This window comes from Xanthobacter autotrophicus, assembly GCF_029991245.1.
In the GTDB taxonomy this organism is placed as follows: Bacteria; Pseudomonadota; Alphaproteobacteria; order Rhizobiales; family Xanthobacteraceae; genus Xanthobacter; species Xanthobacter autotrophicus_C.
This window is the reverse complement of sequence record NZ_JAIVFO010000005.1, coordinates 40,435-55,934: the sequence shown is the minus strand read 5'-3', so window position 1 is coordinate 55,934 and position 15,500 is coordinate 40,435. Positions and strand designations below refer to the sequence as shown.

At 68.7% G+C, this 15,500-nt stretch carries 18 protein-coding genes; 7 read left to right on the top strand and 11 right to left on the bottom strand.

Annotated elements, in window-relative coordinates; translation table 11 throughout:
• Positions 1–38 precede the first annotated feature (38 nt).
• Positions 39–1,067, top strand: a complete 1,029-nt coding sequence (locus K9U41_RS02230) for an AI-2E family transporter (RefSeq protein WP_282639232.1) — start codon at positions 39–41, stop codon at positions 1,065–1,067.
• Here K9U41_RS02230 and K9U41_RS02225 read toward each other — a convergent pair.
• Together K9U41_RS02225 and queF are read right to left on the bottom strand one after the other, a co-directional pair.
• Positions 1,054–2,079, bottom strand: a complete 1,026-nt coding sequence (locus K9U41_RS02225; RefSeq protein WP_282639231.1) for a DUF1835 domain-containing protein — start codon at positions 2,077–2,079, stop codon at positions 1,054–1,056. The genes K9U41_RS02230 and K9U41_RS02225 overlap by 14 nt on opposite strands.
• Before the next feature lie 71 nt (positions 2,080–2,150).
• On the bottom strand, positions 2,151–2,603 hold the full coding sequence (gene queF, locus K9U41_RS02220) for a preQ(1) synthase (protein ID WP_282639229.1): 453 nt from the start codon (positions 2,601–2,603) through the stop codon (positions 2,151–2,153).
• A gap of 248 nt (positions 2,604–2,851) precedes the next feature.
• Here queF and eno point away from each other — a divergent pair, with 248 nt between their 5' ends.
• Positions 2,852–4,135 carry a phosphopyruvate hydratase gene (eno, locus tag K9U41_RS02215; protein WP_282639228.1) on the top strand — a complete coding sequence of 428 codons (1,284 nt, stop codon included), beginning with the start codon at positions 2,852–2,854 and terminating at the stop codon, positions 4,133–4,135.
• 51 nt (positions 4,136–4,186) lie between these two features.
• On the opposite strand, the gene K9U41_RS02210 is transcribed toward eno, so the two are convergent.
• From K9U41_RS02210 to hemB, 6 genes are all read right to left on the bottom strand, one after another.
• The gene (locus K9U41_RS02210; protein ID WP_282639227.1) at positions 4,187–5,224 is read right to left on the bottom strand and encodes a 3-hydroxyacyl-CoA dehydrogenase NAD-binding domain-containing protein; all 1,038 of its coding nucleotides are present in this window, start codon (positions 5,222–5,224) and stop codon (positions 4,187–4,189) included.
• A gap of 119 nt (positions 5,225–5,343) precedes the next feature.
• The gene (locus K9U41_RS02205) at positions 5,344–6,027 is read right to left on the bottom strand and encodes a MarC family protein (RefSeq protein ID WP_282639226.1); all 684 of its coding nucleotides are present in this window, start codon (positions 6,025–6,027) and stop codon (positions 5,344–5,346) included.
• A 20-nt stretch (positions 6,028–6,047) separates the two neighbouring features.
• Entirely contained in the window at positions 6,048–6,797 is a 750-nt protein-coding gene (locus tag K9U41_RS02200) for an arginyltransferase (RefSeq protein ID WP_282639225.1), read from the bottom strand.
• A gap of 80 nt (positions 6,798–6,877) precedes the next feature.
• Entirely contained in the window at positions 6,878–7,423 is a 546-nt protein-coding gene (locus tag K9U41_RS02195; RefSeq protein WP_282639224.1) for an RDD family protein, read from the bottom strand.
• 91 nt (positions 7,424–7,514) lie between these two features.
• Complete coding sequence (locus K9U41_RS02190; RefSeq protein WP_282639223.1) at positions 7,515–8,780, bottom strand: threonine ammonia-lyase; 1,266 nt, start codon at positions 8,778–8,780, stop codon at positions 7,515–7,517.
• A gap of 22 nt (positions 8,781–8,802) precedes the next feature.
• The gene (gene hemB, locus K9U41_RS02185) at positions 8,803–9,852 is read right to left on the bottom strand and encodes a porphobilinogen synthase (RefSeq protein ID WP_282639221.1); all 1,050 of its coding nucleotides are present in this window, start codon (positions 9,850–9,852) and stop codon (positions 8,803–8,805) included.
• Between the two features lie 224 nt (positions 9,853–10,076).
• Here hemB and K9U41_RS02180 point away from each other — a divergent pair, with 224 nt between their 5' ends.
• Genes K9U41_RS02180 through K9U41_RS02170 form a run of 3 tightly spaced genes read left to right on the top strand, consistent with a single transcriptional unit; the run spans position 10,077 to position 12,277 of the window.
• Positions 10,077–11,147: an enoyl-CoA hydratase/isomerase family protein gene (locus K9U41_RS02180; RefSeq protein WP_282639220.1), complete on the top strand. Its 1,071-nt coding sequence runs from the start codon at positions 10,077–10,079 to the stop codon at positions 11,145–11,147.
• The gene (locus K9U41_RS02175; protein WP_282639219.1) at positions 11,144–11,575 is read left to right on the top strand and encodes a DUF6163 family protein; all 432 of its coding nucleotides are present in this window, start codon (positions 11,144–11,146) and stop codon (positions 11,573–11,575) included. Before K9U41_RS02180 ends, K9U41_RS02175 begins: the two co-directional genes overlap by 4 nt.
• A gap of 36 nt (positions 11,576–11,611) precedes the next feature.
• Positions 11,612–12,277, top strand: coding sequence for an O-methyltransferase (locus K9U41_RS02170; protein WP_282639218.1), 666 nt, complete (start codon positions 11,612–11,614; stop codon positions 12,275–12,277).
• Positions 12,278–12,483: 206 nt separating this feature from the next.
• Here the strand turns inward: K9U41_RS02170 and K9U41_RS02165 are convergent, their stop codons facing one another.
• From K9U41_RS02165 to K9U41_RS02155, 3 genes are all read right to left on the bottom strand, one after another.
• Positions 12,484–12,771, bottom strand: a complete 288-nt coding sequence (locus K9U41_RS02165; protein ID WP_282639217.1) for a helix-turn-helix domain-containing protein — start codon at positions 12,769–12,771, stop codon at positions 12,484–12,486.
• A gap of 179 nt (positions 12,772–12,950) precedes the next feature.
• On the bottom strand, positions 12,951–13,646 hold the full coding sequence (locus K9U41_RS02160; protein ID WP_282639216.1) for an SDR family NAD(P)-dependent oxidoreductase: 696 nt from the start codon (positions 13,644–13,646) through the stop codon (positions 12,951–12,953).
• A gap of 99 nt (positions 13,647–13,745) precedes the next feature.
• Positions 13,746–14,078, bottom strand: a complete 333-nt coding sequence (locus K9U41_RS02155; protein ID WP_282639215.1) for a Rieske 2Fe-2S domain-containing protein — start codon at positions 14,076–14,078, stop codon at positions 13,746–13,748.
• Positions 14,079–14,258: 180 nt separating this feature from the next.
• Between K9U41_RS02155 and K9U41_RS02150 the strand changes: the two genes are divergently transcribed.
• Both K9U41_RS02150 and K9U41_RS02145 read left to right on the top strand, forming a co-directional pair.
• Positions 14,259–15,083, top strand: a complete 825-nt coding sequence (locus tag K9U41_RS02150) for an indole-3-glycerol phosphate synthase TrpC (RefSeq protein WP_282639214.1) — start codon at positions 14,259–14,261, stop codon at positions 15,081–15,083.
• Between the two features lie 154 nt (positions 15,084–15,237).
• On the top strand, positions 15,238–15,465 hold the full coding sequence (locus K9U41_RS02145) for an FmdB family zinc ribbon protein (RefSeq protein ID WP_282639213.1): 228 nt from the start codon (positions 15,238–15,240) through the stop codon (positions 15,463–15,465).
• Positions 15,466–15,500 lie beyond the last annotated feature (35 nt).

The window sequence follows — 15,500 nt, the reverse complement described above, 5'->3', positions numbered from 1 at the left end:
CAGGCCGCACGGCGCTACCCCCCGGCGAGAGAGACAACATGGCTTCCGACTGGCTCGTGGCGCGGCGCGTCGCCGTCGCCTGCATCGTCCTTGCCCTCGCCTATTTCTCTTTCAAGATCACCGACGTGATCCTGCAGGTGTTCGCGGCCGTGCTGGTGTCCCTGGCCCTGCACGCGCTGGCGGAGCCGTTCGCCCGCCTCACCCGCTTTCCCGAGCGCTATGCGGTGTTCCCGGTGGCGCTGCTGGTGTTCGGCGGCATCGGGCTCACCCTCTATCTGTTCGGCTCCACCATCCAGGTGCAGGTCGCCGAGCTGATCAACGAGCTGCCCGCCGCCTGGAAGGCCTTCGAGCAACGCTTTCATCTGGAAGGCATGAGCGACGACCTGCTGCGCCGGGCCGAGGCATCGGCACCCTCCGGCGAGACGGTCATCTCGGCGGTGCAGGGCCTGACCTCCAACGTCTTCCAGGTGGTGCTCGGCAGCTTCCTGGTGATCGTCGGCGGCATCTATTTCGCCGCCGCGCCGGACCTTTACCGGCGCATGTTCCTGTCGCTGTGGGCCGAGCCGGAGCGGCCGGCGGTGGCGCGACGGCTCGCCTCCGTCTCCGAGGACCTGCGGCACTTCCTGAAGGCGCAGCTCATCGCCATGGTGGTGGTGGGCGTGCTCACCTTCATCGGCCTCACCATCGTGGGGGTGCCCTCGGCCCTGGCGCTCGCCCTGTTCGCCGGGCTCGCCGAGTTTGTGCCCATGATCGGCCCGGTGGTGGCGGCGGCGCCGGCCGTGCTCATCGCCCTGACGCTGGGGGTGGATTCGGGGCTGTGGACACTGCTGGTCTTCGTCATCGTCCAGCAGTCGGAGAGCAACGTGATCACCCCGCTGCTCCAGCAGCGCATGGTGTCGCTGCCGCCGGCGGTGACGCTGTTTGCGGTGGTGGCGTTCGGCAATGTGTTCGGCGCCCTCGGTGTGGTGCTCGCCACGCCCCTCACCGTGCTCGCCTTTGCCGCCTTCAAGGCCCATGGCGAGATGGAGGCGAAGCCGGAGCCGGTTTCCGAACCTAGTTCGGCATGACCAGGGTGCCGGAGGTCCGGTCGAACCGCCACATGGCGCCGGGCATCAGATGGGTGCCGCCGATGGAGCGATCCACCGCATTCTGGCAGGCATGGTCGAAGCTGCCCTTCAGCGCCGCGGCCCCGGTGGGCGTGAGCGCGATCTCGGCCGTGGCATAGGCGCGATAGGAGCGCTCGGCCGCGCTTTCGTCGCCCGGGGAAAAGTGCATGCCCGCGGCCTCGCTGGAGCGGAAGGGCAGGCCGAAAATCAGCGGCTCATGGGCAAAGGCAAGCCCGTCGAGGCGCAGGAAGAAGGGCAGGTCGGCGAGGAACTGGGCCTCGTCCATGGAATGGACCGCGGCATAGAGGTGGGCCACCTTCATGGGCCCGTCCTGAAGATGCCGCAGGATGCGCTCTTCCGTGAGCGACAGCCCGCTCCTGGGCGCCGGAAGCTCGGCGATGAGCCGATGGAGCGCCGGCGCCAGATGGGGCAGCACCTCATAGACGCGGGACACCTGCGACCTGGAGAGGAAGGCCGCGAGCGGCCGCGGGGTGGGAGCGGTGAAGGCCGCCCAGGCCTCCCGTGCGGTTTCCAGCTGGAGGTGGGTGACCGGCGTGCGGTGCGCCTCCAGGGCGCGCATCTCGTCCGGCCCCATGACGCCGAGATAGTGGGAGGCCTGCACCAGGCTCAGCCCCATGCGCTCCGGCTCGTGGGCGAAATAGGACAGCAGCTGGATCAGCTGGAGCTGGTCGAACAGGTCATGCTCGAACCACAGTTCCACTTGCGCGTAGGCGACATGCACCTCCACCTGCGCGTCGCGGTGGGCAAAATCCGCCCGCACCTCGTCGAACGGCAGGCCCAGCGCCTGGGAGAGGAAATCGGCGCGCACGTCCGACACCTCCTCCAGGTCGGTGCCCGGCGGAACCGGCCCGTCGTGGAGCATGTCCTGCCAGGGCACGATATGGCCCCTGATTCCCGCCGCGCGCAGCTGCTCGGCGGCAGAATCGCCATTGGTGACAATGAGCTTCGGCATCACCCGTGCCCTCCGTCCTCCCCGGTCCGCTCTGGTGTCGTCTGGCGTCGGCGGCTCCGGACGGGACAGCTTCACCCGCGACCGCGGTAGGGCGCAACCCCCGTATCCGGCAACCACACGCCCTCGGCCAGTTTTCCGGTCTGCCAGAACACGTCGATGGGGATGCCGCCGCGCGGATACCAGTAGCCGGCGATGCGCAGGAAACGGGGCGTGAGCAGGTCCACCAGCCGCTTGCCCACCGCCACGGTGCAGTCCTCATGGAACGCGCCATGGTTGCGGAAGCTGCCGAGGTACAGCTTGAGCGACTTGGATTCCACCAGGAACTGGTCGGGCACGTAGTCGATGACGATATGGGCGAAATCCGGCTGCCCCGTCACCGGGCACAGCGAGGTGAATTCCGGGCAGGTGAAGCGCGCCACATAATCCACGTCCGGGTGCGGGTTCGGCACGCGGTCGAGCACCGCCTCCTCCGGCGAGGCGGGCAGGGCGGCACTGACGCCGAGCTGGAGCGGGCGATCGGTCATATCTCTTGATCCTGCGTCGGAAGAGCGGGTGCTCTACCCGCGCCGGCCGCACTGTTCAACTGCCGTCCGGCCGATTTGCGGCGGCGTGCGCCTTCGCCCCCTTCGCAGGCGCAATAGATCGCGCTAGAAGCGGCACGCCCGCAAGGCTGGGGCTTTGGGCATCCCGGGTGCGGACGGGCAGGGGGCGAGGGCAATGCTTGCCCTTTGCTGCATTGCACCGCACGGCACGACGCAGGGAAGGAGTCTTCATGACCGCCATCGTGGACATCATCGGACGCGAAATTCTGGACAGCCGCGGCAATCCCACCGTGGAAGTGGACGTGGTGCTGGAAGACGGCGCCCTCGGTCGCGCTGCCGTGCCCTCGGGCGCATCCACGGGCGCCCATGAGGCGGTGGAACTGCGCGACGGCGACGCCAGCCGCTATCTCGGCAAGGGCGTCGGCATGGCGGTGGACGCGGTCAACGGCGAGATCTTCGACGCCATCGGCGGCTATGAGGCCGAGGACCAGGCCCACATCGACGCCGCCCTCCTGGCGCTCGACGGCACCCCCAACAAGGGCCGCCTCGGCGCCAACGCCATCCTCGGCGTGTCCCTCGCTGTGGCCAAGGCCGCGGCCGAATCCAAGGGCCTGCCGCTCTACCGCTATGTGGGCGGCGTGAATGCCCGCGTGCTGCCGGTGCCCATGATGAACATCATCAATGGCGGCGCCCATGCGGACAACCCCATCGACTTCCAGGAATTCATGATCCTGCCCGCCGGTGCGCCCTCCTTCGCCGAGGGCCTGCGCTGGGGCGCGGAGATCTTCCACACCCTGAAGAAGGGCCTGAAGGACGCCGGCCACAACACCAATGTGGGCGACGAGGGCGGCTTCGCCCCCAATCTCGCCTCCGCCGAGGCGGCGCTGGAATTCGTGCTCAAGGCCATCGAGAAGGCCGGCTTCAAGCCCGGCGAGGACGTGTATCTCGGCCTCGACTGCGCCTCCACCGAGTTCTTCAAGAACGGCGTGTACAATTACGAGGGCGAAGGCACGGTGCGGGACATCGAGTCCCAGGTGGCCTACCTCGCCGAGCTGGTGGCCAAGTATCCCATCGTCACCATTGAGGACGGCATGGCCGAGGACGACTGGGTGGGCTGGAAGCTGCTCACCGACACCGTCGGCTCCAAGTGCCAGCTGGTGGGCGACGACCTGTTCGTCACCAATGTGGAGCGCCTGTCGCGCGGCATCAAGGACGGCGTGGGCAACGCCATCCTGGTGAAGGTGAACCAGATCGGCTCCCTCACCGAGACGCTGGACGCGGTGGAAATGGCCCACAAGGCCGGCTATCGCGCCGTCATGTCCCACCGCTCGGGCGAGACCGAGGACGCGACCATCGCCGACCTCGCGGTGGCCACCAATTGCGGGCAGATCAAGACCGGCTCGCTGGCCCGTTCCGACCGCACCGCCAAATACAACCAGCTGCTGCGTATCGAGCAGGAGCTGGGCGATAGCGCCCGCTACGCCGGCAAGGCCGCGCTGAAGGCGCTGGCCTGAGTCTCAAGCTGCAGCACCCCTCTTCCCTGCCCGGGAAGAGGGGTGCTGCCCTCAGTCCACCTTGTGCACCGCCACCGGATCGCTGGCGGGAAAGCTCTCTTCCAGCGCCTCATCGAGCCGCGCGTTCAGGTCCTGCTTCTCCTCGACCGCATCATGCGCGTGCTTCAACGCCACGATCTGCGTCAGCAGGGTATCGCGCCGCTGCGCCAGCTCGGCGATGGAGCGGCCGGCGGCTTCCGCCTTCACACCTTCAACCAGCGTGGCCTGAAGCTCCGGCGTCATGTTCGGCGCGCCGAGATCGTCCCACCAGGTCTCCACCGCCGGCAGCAGGTGGTGGATGAAATGGGCAAGGCCGCCTTCGCCGCCGCCCAGGTGGAAGGTCATGTGCTGGCCCATGAGCGCCCAGCGCAGGCCGGGGCCTTCGCAGACGGCCGCATCCACGTCCGCCACCGAGACCACGCCCTGCTCCACCAGGTGGATGGCCTCGCGCCACAGCGCCGCCTGGAGGCGGTTGGCCACGTGGCCGGCGACCTCCTTGTGGATCTCGATGGGGTGCTTGCCCATGGCGCGGTAGAAATCCATAGCGGTGTCGATGGCGGCGCGGCTGGCCTTCTCGCCGCCCACCACCTCCACCAGCGGAATGAGGTGCGGCGGATTGAAGGGGTGGCCGATGATGCAGCGCTCGGGATGGCGGCAGCCCTCGGCGATGCGGCTCACCAGCAGGCCGGAGGATGAGGAGGCGATCACCACCTCCGGCGGCAGCACCGCGTCGATGGCGGGGAACAGCTTCTGCTTCAGCTCGTAGCGCTCGGGCGCGTTCTCCTGAACGAAGTCGACGCCCGCCACCGCCGTCACCGGGTCGGGCTCGAAGCGCCAGCTGGTGGGGTCTATCCACGCCTCTCCGCCGAGTTCCATGAGGATCGGCCAGGCGGCGGAGATGAGGCGCTGGGTGGCCTCGGCCGCCCCGGGCGCGGGGTCGCTCACCACCACGTCGAGCCCGCGCGACAGGAACAGCGCGGCCCAGCTCGCGCCGATGGTCCCGGCTCCGATCACGGCGACGCGGCGGATGGGGTGGTTCGGTTGGGACATGGGGCACTCCTGCCTGAGGCTTCGGGGATTCCCGGTCTTCTAGCAGGGGGCGGGGCAGACCGGCATAGCTGCGACGGTATGACTGCCCTGTTCGGCGGGAGGCCTCAGCGCACCTGGCCTCAGCGTCCCGGGATCTCGCCAAGCAGGTCCCGCGCGCCGAGCCAGATGATCTGCACGCCGATGGCGAACAGGATGAAGGCGAACAGCCGCACCAGCACATTGGTGCCGTTCTTGCCCAGCACCCGCTCGATGGTGGGCGCCTCCCGGAAGGCGAAATAGACGGTGAGCGCCACCGCGATGAGCCCCGCCACAGCCCCGATGAGGGACGACAGGGACATGACCAGATCGGTCTCGAAGGTGGACTTGTGGCTGGCGGCCAGCGCGATGGTGGTGGCGATGGAGCCCGGCCCCACCGTGAGCGGCAGGGTGAGGGGATAGAAGGCCTGGTCCTTGGCGTGGGCCTCGTCCAGCGGCGTGCCGTCGGCGCGCTTGGCCGGCTCGTCGCCCTGATGCAGCAGGTTCCAGCCCACCGAGGTCACCACCACGCCGCCGGCCACCCGCAGCACCGGCAAGGTGATGCCGAAGAACAGCAGCACCTGCGCGCCCACGATCAGCGAGCCCAAAAGCAGCAGGAAGCCGTAGACGGCCACGCTGCGGGCCAGCAGCTCCCGCGTCTGCGCGGTGCAGCCGCGCACGAAATTGAGGAAGATCGGCGCCCCGCCGAGCGGGTTCACGATGGGGAAGAGGGCCGCGAAGACGGCAAGGAAGATGTTGACGGAATTGCTGAAATAGCCCACGCGCATGCCCCCGGCGCCCCGCAGGGCTATTTCTCCACCCGCTCCCAGCCGTGCGGCGTCAGGCGCTCCTGGGGCAGGTAGCGGCGCTTATAATCCATCTTGCGCGAGCCCTGAACCCAATAGCCGAGATAGACGTAGGGCAGGCCCATCTGCCGCGCCCGCGCGATGTGGTCGAGGATCAGGAAGGTGCCGAGGGAGCGGTCGTGCACCTGGGGGTTGTAGAAGGAATAGACCATGGACAGGCCGTCCGTGAGCACGTCCGTCAGCGCCACCGCCATGAGGTCACCGGTGCCGCGGGGGATGATACGGCTGTCCGGCCCGCGCTTGCGGTATTCCACAAGACGGGTGTGGACATGGGTGTCCTCCACCATCATGGCGTAGTCGAGCACGCTCATGTCGGCCATGCCGCCGGTGCCGTGGCGGCCGCTGACATAACTGCGGAACAGGGCGTATTGCTCGGACGAGGGAGTGGCCGGCTTGATCTGGCCGATGAGGTCCGCATTGTCCGCCAGGACCCGGCGGAAGCTGCGGCTTGGGGTGAAGTCGTCCACGCAGATCCGCACCGAGACGCAGGCCTTGCAGCCCTCGCACGCCGGGCGGTAGGCGATGGACTGGCTGCGCCGGAAGCCGCCCTGGGTGAGCACGTCGTTGAGGCTGGCGGCCTTGTCGCCCACAAGGTGCGTGAACACCTTCCGCTCCTCCCTGCCCGGAAGGTACGGGCATGGGGAAGGGGCCGTCAGATAGAATTGCGGTGTATCGCGCGGGTGCTCGCTCACGACGCTCGTGCCTCAGGAAAAGACAGCATCGCCGCTGCGCGGGACGAGGTCAAAGGCGAAGGTGTGCCTGCGGCTAAAAATCAAGGCCGGCGCCGCAGGGCGTCCGCGCGAAGGGTGTTGTTCACCACCACCGTTCCGACGAGGAAATCGTGCAGCAGCCGGCGCCGGTCGTTGAACAGGGCAACCAGCAGCACGAACGGAGTGAAGATGGAGACCGACACCCAGAAGCACACCGCATGCACCGCGGCCAGCACCGAATAGCAGGGCGCGCCGTACCAGGTGCGCATCTCCAGGTCCATGAGTCGCATGCCGAGGGTGGCCGAGGCCGGCGAGCCGAGGGTGATCGCGTTGTAGGCGAGCGCCGCGATGACGAAGGTCGGCCAGACGAACAGGAACGCGATCCAGCTCAGGCCGAAGGTGACCAGCCCCATCAGCAGGACGAGGACATAAAACAGCACCACCCCGCCGAGGATCAGGATGGCATCGACCAGAAAGGCCACGAGCCGGCGGGAAAGCACGCCCTCGAAATATTCCGGCTGGGTCACCGGATCATAGGCGCTGGGACGCGCACCGTCCGGATAGCCATAGGACGGCGGCTGGCGGGACGTGTCGCTGGTGTTGCTCATGGGTCGAAGGCTCCTTCCGACACCTTTAATTGGTGTGGGCCGGCCTGCGGCGCAAGATCGCGGCATCACCAGTCCGCGCCGCCCGCGCAACTCACCAATCGGCGCCACCCGCCCCCAGCCGCTGGACCGGCAGGCCCTCGCCTTCCAGCGCCTGCTGGATCAGCTCGGCATGGGCCTGGTCGCGGGTCTCCACGGTGAGGTCGAGCCGGGTGCCCTTGGCCGGCACGTCGAGGAAGGTGCGCCGGTGGTGCACCTCCAGGATGTTGGCGCCCAGCTTGCCGAGCAGCGTGGCGATGCGCCCCAGCATGCCCGGCCGGTCGAGGATGGTCAGGCGGAACGAGACGATGCGCTCCTCCCGCTCCAGCTCGCGCAGGAGAATGCCGGCGATCATGCGCGGGTCGATGTTGCCGCCGGAGACCACCAGCCCCACCGTCTTGCCGCGGAACCGCTCGGGCTCGGCGAGGAGGGCGGCAAGGCCCGCGGCGCCGGCGCCTTCCGCCAGCGTCTTCTGGTGCATGAGGAAGGCGTTCACCGCCCGCTCCAGCGCGGTCTCGTCCACCAGCACCACATGGGGCACCAGGCGCCGCACCACCTGCGATGTCAGCACGCCCACGTCGCGCACCGCGATGCCCTCGGCCAGCGTCGGCCCGCCGCAGGGGCGCGCCTCGCCGGTCATGGCGGACCACATGGCGGGATAGAGCTGGGCCTCGACGCCCACCACCTGGGTCGCCGGCGAGCGCCCGGCGAAGGCCAGCGCCATGCCGGCGATGAGCCCACCGCCGCCGATGGGCACCACCACGGCGTCGAAGGCCGGACCGTCCTCCATCATCTCCAGCGCCAGCGAGCCCTGTCCGGCGATCACGTCCACATCGTCATAGGGGTGGACGAAGACGCGGCCCTGCGCCTTGGAGATGCGGGTGGCCTCCTCGAAGGCGTCGGCCACGGTCTCGCCGTACAGCACCACCTCGGCGCCGAAGGCCTCGGTGGCGGCCACCTTCACCTGCGGTGTGGTCTCCGGCATGACGATGAGGGTGGAAATCTTCAGCCGCGTGCCGTGATAGGCCACCGCCTGGGCATGGTTGCCCGCCGACATGGCGACAACGCCTCGCCGCGCCTCCTCCGGCGTGAGGCGCGCTAGCTTCACCAGCGCGCCGCGCTCCTTGAACGAGGCGGTGACCTGGAGATTCTCATACTTCACATACACGTCCGCGCCGGTGAGGGCGGACAGGCGCGGCGCATGCAGGGTGGGCGTATGCAATACCGCGCCGCTCACCAGCGTCCGCGCCGCCTCCACGTCCGCGAGGGTCACGGGAAGGTCGCCGTTAAGGTCGCTTTTGGCGACGACGGGGGCTGTCATCTGGTCTCTCCCGGCGCGGGCTTCAGCCCTGCGCGGCCAGCCGCTCGGCGACGCGCGGCGCGAAATAGGTGAGGATGCCGTCGGCGCCGGCGCGCTTGAAGGCCAGCAGGCTCTCCGGGACGATGCGGTCGCCGTCCACCCAGCCGTTGCGGATGGCGCCCTCGATCATCGCGTACTCGCCGGACACCTGATAGGCGAAGGTCGGCAGGCCAAAGGCCTCCTTCAGCCGGTAGACGATGTCGAGATAGGGCAGGCCGGGCTTCACCATGAGCATGTCGGCACCTTCCTCAACGTCGAGGGCGGCCTCGCGGATGGCTTCCAGCCCGTTGCCGGGGTCCATCTGGTAGGTGCGCTTGTCGCCGGAGAGGGTCTTGGCGGTGCCGATGGCGTCGCGGAACGGGCCGTAGAAGGCGGAGGCATACTTGGCGGCGTAGGACATGATCTGCACGTCGGTGAAGCCCGCCGCATCCAGCCCGGCGCGGATGGCGCCGATGCGGCCATCCATCATGTCGGAGGGGGCGATCACGTCGGCCCCGGCCTCAGCCTGCACCACCGATTGCCGCACCAGGATTTCCACGGTCTCGTCATTGAGGATGCGCCCGTCCTCCAGCAGCCCGTCATGGCCGTGGCTGGTGAAGGGGTCGAGCGCCACATCGGTGATCAGCCCGATCTCGGGGATCTCGGCCTTGATGGCGCGCAGGGTCTGGCAGACCAGATTGTTGGTGTTCAGCGCCTCGCTGCCCACCGGATCGCGCAGGGTGGGGTCCACATAGGGGAAGATGGCGAGAGCGGGGATCCTGAGCCTGGCGGCCATTTCCGCCGCGCGCACCGCCTCGTCCACGGTCAGGCGCTCCACCCCCGGCATGGAGGGGATGGGGGCGCGGGTGGCGGTGCCGTTCATCACGAAGATCGGCCAGATCAGGTCGTCCACGGTGAGGGTGTTCTCACGCACCAGCCGCCGCGCCCAGTCGGTCTTGCGGTTGCGCCGGGGGCGGTGGACCAGGTCGAGGCCTTGGGTCCGGGCCAGCTCGGCTTCGGAAACGGGACGGATGCGGGGCGTGGTGAAGGCCATGGTGCGCTCGTTGTTCAGGGGCGCCCGTCTGCGGGCGCACTGGGATGCTTATACCCGCCCGGGCACTGCCCCGCGAGGGGCGCGGAACCTTGGGGGATCCGGGCGGCATGTGCAGCCGCGCACGGCGGAGGTGCGCGCAGTCGCGTTGACGGTGCCCAAGGCCGCGTCTAACCCTGCCGGGGGAACCGCTCAGCGGCAAAACGGCGGCAAAGGGGAGAGGCGCAGTGACAACGGAACCTGAGGTTCTGCTGGAAGAGAAGGGCGCGGCCGGCATCATCACCCTCAACCGGCCCAAGGCGCTCAACGCCTTGAATCTTCCCATGGTGCGCGAGATCCTGCCCCGCCTGCGGGCCTGGGCGAAGGATCCCGCCGTCACCCGCGTCGTCATCAAGGGCGCCGGCGAAAAGGCCTTCTGCGCCGGCGGCGACGTGCGCTCCATCTACGACCAGGGCCTGAGCGGGCGCGCCGACGAGGCCCTCGGCTTCTTCCGCGAGGAATATGTCCTCAACGACTATATCGGCAGCTTTCCCAAGCCCTATGTGGCGCTCATCGACGGCATCTGCATGGGCGGCGGCTTCGGCCTCTCCGCCCATGGGGCGCACCGGGTGGCGGGCGACCGCTATCTGTTCGCCATGCCGGAGGTGAACATCGGCCTGTTCCCGGATGTGGGCGGCACCCATGTGCTGCCGCGCCTGCCCGGCGCCTTCGGCGTGTTCCTGGCCCTGACCGGCACCCGCATCCGCGCCGCCGAGGCTTTCGCCTGCGGGCTCGCCACCGATGTGGTCCCCTCCAGCGCCTTCGCCGCGCTGGAGGAGGCCCTCGTGGCCGGCGGCGACGTGGAGCAGATTCTGGCCGACCATCGCATCGATCCGGGGCCGGGCGCCTTCGCCGACCGCGCCGATTTCATCGCCGACGCGTTCGGCCGCCCCGACGTGTCCGCCATCCTTGCCGCGCTCGATGACGCGGCGGCGGCCGGCGGGACCCATGGGGAATTCGCCGCCGCCACCGCCCGCGAGATGCGCCTTCGGTCCCCCACCAGCCTGTGTATCGCCATGGAGCAGATGCGCCGGGGCGGGGCGCTCGACCTCGGCGCCTGCCTGAAGCTGGAACTGCGGGTGGTGACACGCGTCATGGCCGGCCACGACTTCTACGAGGGCGTGCGCGCCGTGCTGGTCGACCGCGACAATGCGCCCAAATGGCAGCCCTCAAAGCTCGATGAGGTGGACAGCGCCGTCATTGCGGCGCATTTCGATCCCATCCCCAGCGAACTGGAACTTCTGGCACCCGGTGCATGAGCCATTACGATCCCATCGATGCCAGCGCCCGCGCCCAGTGGGAAAACCTGACGCCCTGGCGGCGGCGGCTGTTCCTGTTCCTGCGCGGCGTGGCCGCCTTCCTGCTCATCGAGGGCATCATCCACTGGGCGGTGATCCTCGGCATCGGTGACGGACCGGAGAGCCGGTTCGAGGCCATGCCCATGGCGGCGCAGGCCGCCATCGTCTGGGCCGCCATCGTCGATCCCATCGCCGGGGTCGGGCTGTGGCTGAGGGCGGGGTGGGCGGTGGTGCTGTGGCTCATCGCCACACTGGCGCAGGTGGTGCTCGGCGCCTGGGCGCCGGCGGGCATGACCCGGCTGCTGCTGTTCACCCTGGTGGAACTGGCCCTGGTGGTGGCCTATGCGGTGCTCTCCATCCGCGCCGCGCGCGAAAGCGACCAGGACTGACGCACTGAACTCCCCGGAACGCACGGAGACAGGACCATGAGCGCGACCCTCTGGGCCGAGATGGACGCCTATATCGTCGAGCGCCTGCTGCCGGACGATCCGATACTGGAAGAGGCGCTTTCGGCCTCCTCCGAGGCGGGGCTGCCACCCATCTCCGTGTCGGCGGCGCAGGGGCAGATGCTTCATCTCTTCGCCCGCATGATCGGGGCGAAGCGCATCCTGGAGATTGGCACCCTGGGCGGCTACAGCGCCATCTTCCTCGCCCGCGCCTTGCCGGCGGACGGCAAATTGGTGACGCTGGAATTCGAGCCGCGCCACGCCGAGGTGGCGCGCGCCAACCTCGCCCGCGCCGGCCTTTCCGACAAGGTGGACCTGCGGGTCGGCCGGGCCATCGACACCCTGCCGCAGCTGGAGGCGGAAGGGCAGGGGCCGTTCGACCTCGTCTTCATCGACGCCGACAAGCCCAGCAATCCGGACTATCTCCACTGGGCGCTGCGGCTGTCGCGTCCCGGCACGGTCATCATCTGCGACAATGTGGTGCGCAGCGGCCATGTGCTGGATGCGCAGAGCACCGACGCCAACGTCATCGGCGTGCGGCGCCTCTTCGACCTGGCGGGCGCCGACCCGCGCCTGTCCGCCACCGCGGTCCAGACCGTGGGCGCCAAGGGCTATGACGGCTTCGCTTTGCTGCTGGTGGAGTGAGGCCTCACCCCCGCGCGGCGCCTGTGCGAAGCCTTTTCGGCATCGGTCAAAGACCGAGGCCGTTGGGAGAAGGGCGCCGGAAACAACGGTCCCGGCGCGCGGGCCTCAGGACCAGCTGCCGAGATAGGCCAGCGTGGCGATGACCAGGATGATCGCGACAAGAATCCAGTGCCGCGCGGCGACTTTGTGAAGGATCATGGCTCGGCTCAGTCGTCGTTGGAGGCGTTGAGGTCTTCGGTGCGCAGGCCCTCGTTCTTCGGCACGACCTGCACGCCGATGGCGCCGCCGTTGAGGAACGCCACCCCCTCCGCCGCAAGCACGTTGCACAGGCGGGTGCGGGTCGAGGCCAGTTCGTCCAGCACGCCCGAATCCTGCTCCACCACCTTCACCGTCGGAGCGGTGACGCCGGCGCGGTCCGCCAGTTCGCTGCGCGACCAGCCGAGCAGGGCCCGCGCGGCCTTGATCTGGCGTCCGCTCACCAAGGAATGCGCCAAGTGTCCTCTCCCCGTTCAAGCCGGCCCTTCGCAGGTCCCGCCGGCCACGCCCGTTCGGCGCAAAGGCAAAAGAGACCCCGGGATGCGTCAGCAAGGCCGGGATCTCTGCAAGAGGGGAAACATGGCATGCCCGCAGGCCACCCACAACGCTCCGCAGGAGCGCCGAGCGCGCGGGCCGATCAGAATGTCTCGACCCAGGGGCGCAGTTCCATTTCCGAGGTCCAGGCGGAGCGATGCTGGCGGTGCACGGCCAGATAGGTCTCGGCGATGGCGGCGGGATCGAGCCACTTGTCCGGCGGCCCTGCCTCCCCCTGGGTCGCCCAGGACGAGGCGATGCCGCCGTCGATGATGAAATGGGCCACATGGATGCCGCGGGGTCCCAGTTCCCGGGCCAGGCCCTGGGCGAGGGCGCGCAGGGCGAACTTGGCCATGGCGAAGGGCACCGAGTGGGGCATGGACTTCACGCTGGCGGTGGCGCCGGTGAAGAAGATGGAGCCGGTGCCGCGCTGGAGCATGCGCCGCGCCGCCGCCTGCGCGGTGACAAAGCCGGCGTAGGCGCCGACCGCATAGGTGTCCATCACGTCCACCGGGTCCAGCACCTCGATGGGGCCGCGATAGCGCGTGGCGGCGTTGAAGACCACGAGGTCGGGCGTCCCGAAGGTCCGGTCCACCTCGGCGAACATGGCCTCGACGGCCGGCGGGCTCTGCGCATCGGCGGAGATGGCATGCCCGCCGGTCTCCGCCACGAGGGCGGCGAGCTTCTCCACGTCGCGGGCGACGAGGACGACGCGAAAGCCGTCCTTGGCGAGCCGACGGGCGAGGGCGGCGCTGAGGCCCTTGCCGGCGCCGACGATAACGGCGGTTTCCTCTGTCACGGCTCAAACTCCGGGTTGGACCGTTCCGCCCCGAAGCGGTGCGCTCCCGGCAGAAGGACGGCCTCTGTCTCGATCAGGTCAGGGATCACCCGGTCCCGCTCAGGGGGCCGCGAAGAGGGGCGCGACGCCCTCGGTGTCGATATAGACGATGCCGTCCTCCACCTTCACCGGGTACTGCGCGAGCGGGCATTCCTTGGGCTCGATAGGATCGCCGCTGTTGAGGTCCCAGGTCCAGAAATGGAGCGGGCAGGTGATCACGGTGCCGTCGAACTCGGCCTCGTTGAGCGGCGTGTTGGAATGGGGGCAGACGCCTTGGAACGCCTTGATTTCCCCATCCTCGGGCCAGGCCAGGACAATGAGGTGGCTGTCGGCGATCACGAGCCGCATGCCACCTTCGGGCAGGGTTTCTGCTTTGCAGACGCGGGTGAACATCTCAAAAAATCTTTCGGGCGAACAATATCAACCACGATCGCTCATCATGGCGCCCGAGGGAAGAGGAAACCATGCCGCGCCCCAACCGCGACGGTGGCGAAGCGCGGCAAAATCTGGGAAGTTCAAGGGGCTTTTTTCGCGCCGGGGCGCCTTTGCCCCGTTGAAGACGGACGTTCCTTCATGATTTTGCCAGACGCCAGCCCGCTCAAGCCCTTCATCCTCCAGCGCCGCGACCAGCTCGCGAAGGCCAAGGTCCGCCGCTCCTTGGGCCAGATCCAGGGCAAGGTCGGCGATATGCCCATGACCCGCGGCTTCCAGGGCGCCCTTGCCGCCTCCTTCAAGACCAACGGCGCGCCGGGCATCATCGCCGAGCTGAAGGGCGGCTCGCCGTTTGATTCCTCGTTCCGCACCATGGTGCCCTACAAGCCGTTGGCCGAGGATTTCGAGGCGGTCGGGGCCGCGGCGCTGTCGGTGGCGGTGGAGCGGCAGGCCTTCCGCGGCTCCTATTCGGACCTCGCCACGGTGCGCGACGCGGTGGACATTCCGCTTCTGGCACAGGACATCATCTTCGACGTCTACCAGATCCTCGAGGCGCGCCTCGCCGGCGCCGACGCGGTGATGCTCTCCGCCGCCCTGCTCGGCCCGCAGCTTGCCGAATTCCGCGAGCGCGCGGCCTCCGTCGCCATGGATGCGCTGGTGCAGGTCCACACCCCGCAGGAGGTGGAGGCCGCGCTGGCCGCCGGGGCGGATTTCATCTGCGTCAGCAACCGCAACATCCACACATTCGAGCTGGTGCCGGGTACCTGCGAGACGCTGATCCCGCTCATTCCGGCCGACAAGGCGCTGGTGGTGGCGGAAGGCGGCCTTGGCACCGCCGCCGACCGCGAGCGGCTCGGCGCCGCCGGGGCCAAGGCCCTCCTCATCGGCACGGCGCTGATGAAGGACGAGGACCCCGCCGGTGTGCTGGAACAGGTGCTGGGCATCGAGACCGAGGCCGCGGACTGATCTGGCCTATTTCCTGCTTGTCACACAAGACGCAGCCGCACCGGGCGACGACGGTGCGGCGCGCGACCGCGCGTCCTTGATGTAATCGCACGTCAAATCAATGATTTGCGGGCATTGCACCGGATGTGAACGTGGCAGGAACGGAGGTTCGGCGGTGCCGCTCTACAATTTTCATTGTCCCGATTGCGACAAGGATACCGAACTGCTCGTGGGCGCGTCGGAAACGCCCCTCTGCCCGTCGTGCGGGGGGCAGAAGATGGAGCGGATGATCGGCCGCATCGCGCCCGACGGCAAGCTGGCCGCCGCCGCCAAGGTGTGGCGCGCCCAGGCGGCGCGGGAGGGGCATGCGAGCAATTTCAGCCCCTCCGAACGCAAGCGCTAGGTTCACGCAAGCGCCAGGTCCGCGCCGATCAGCCT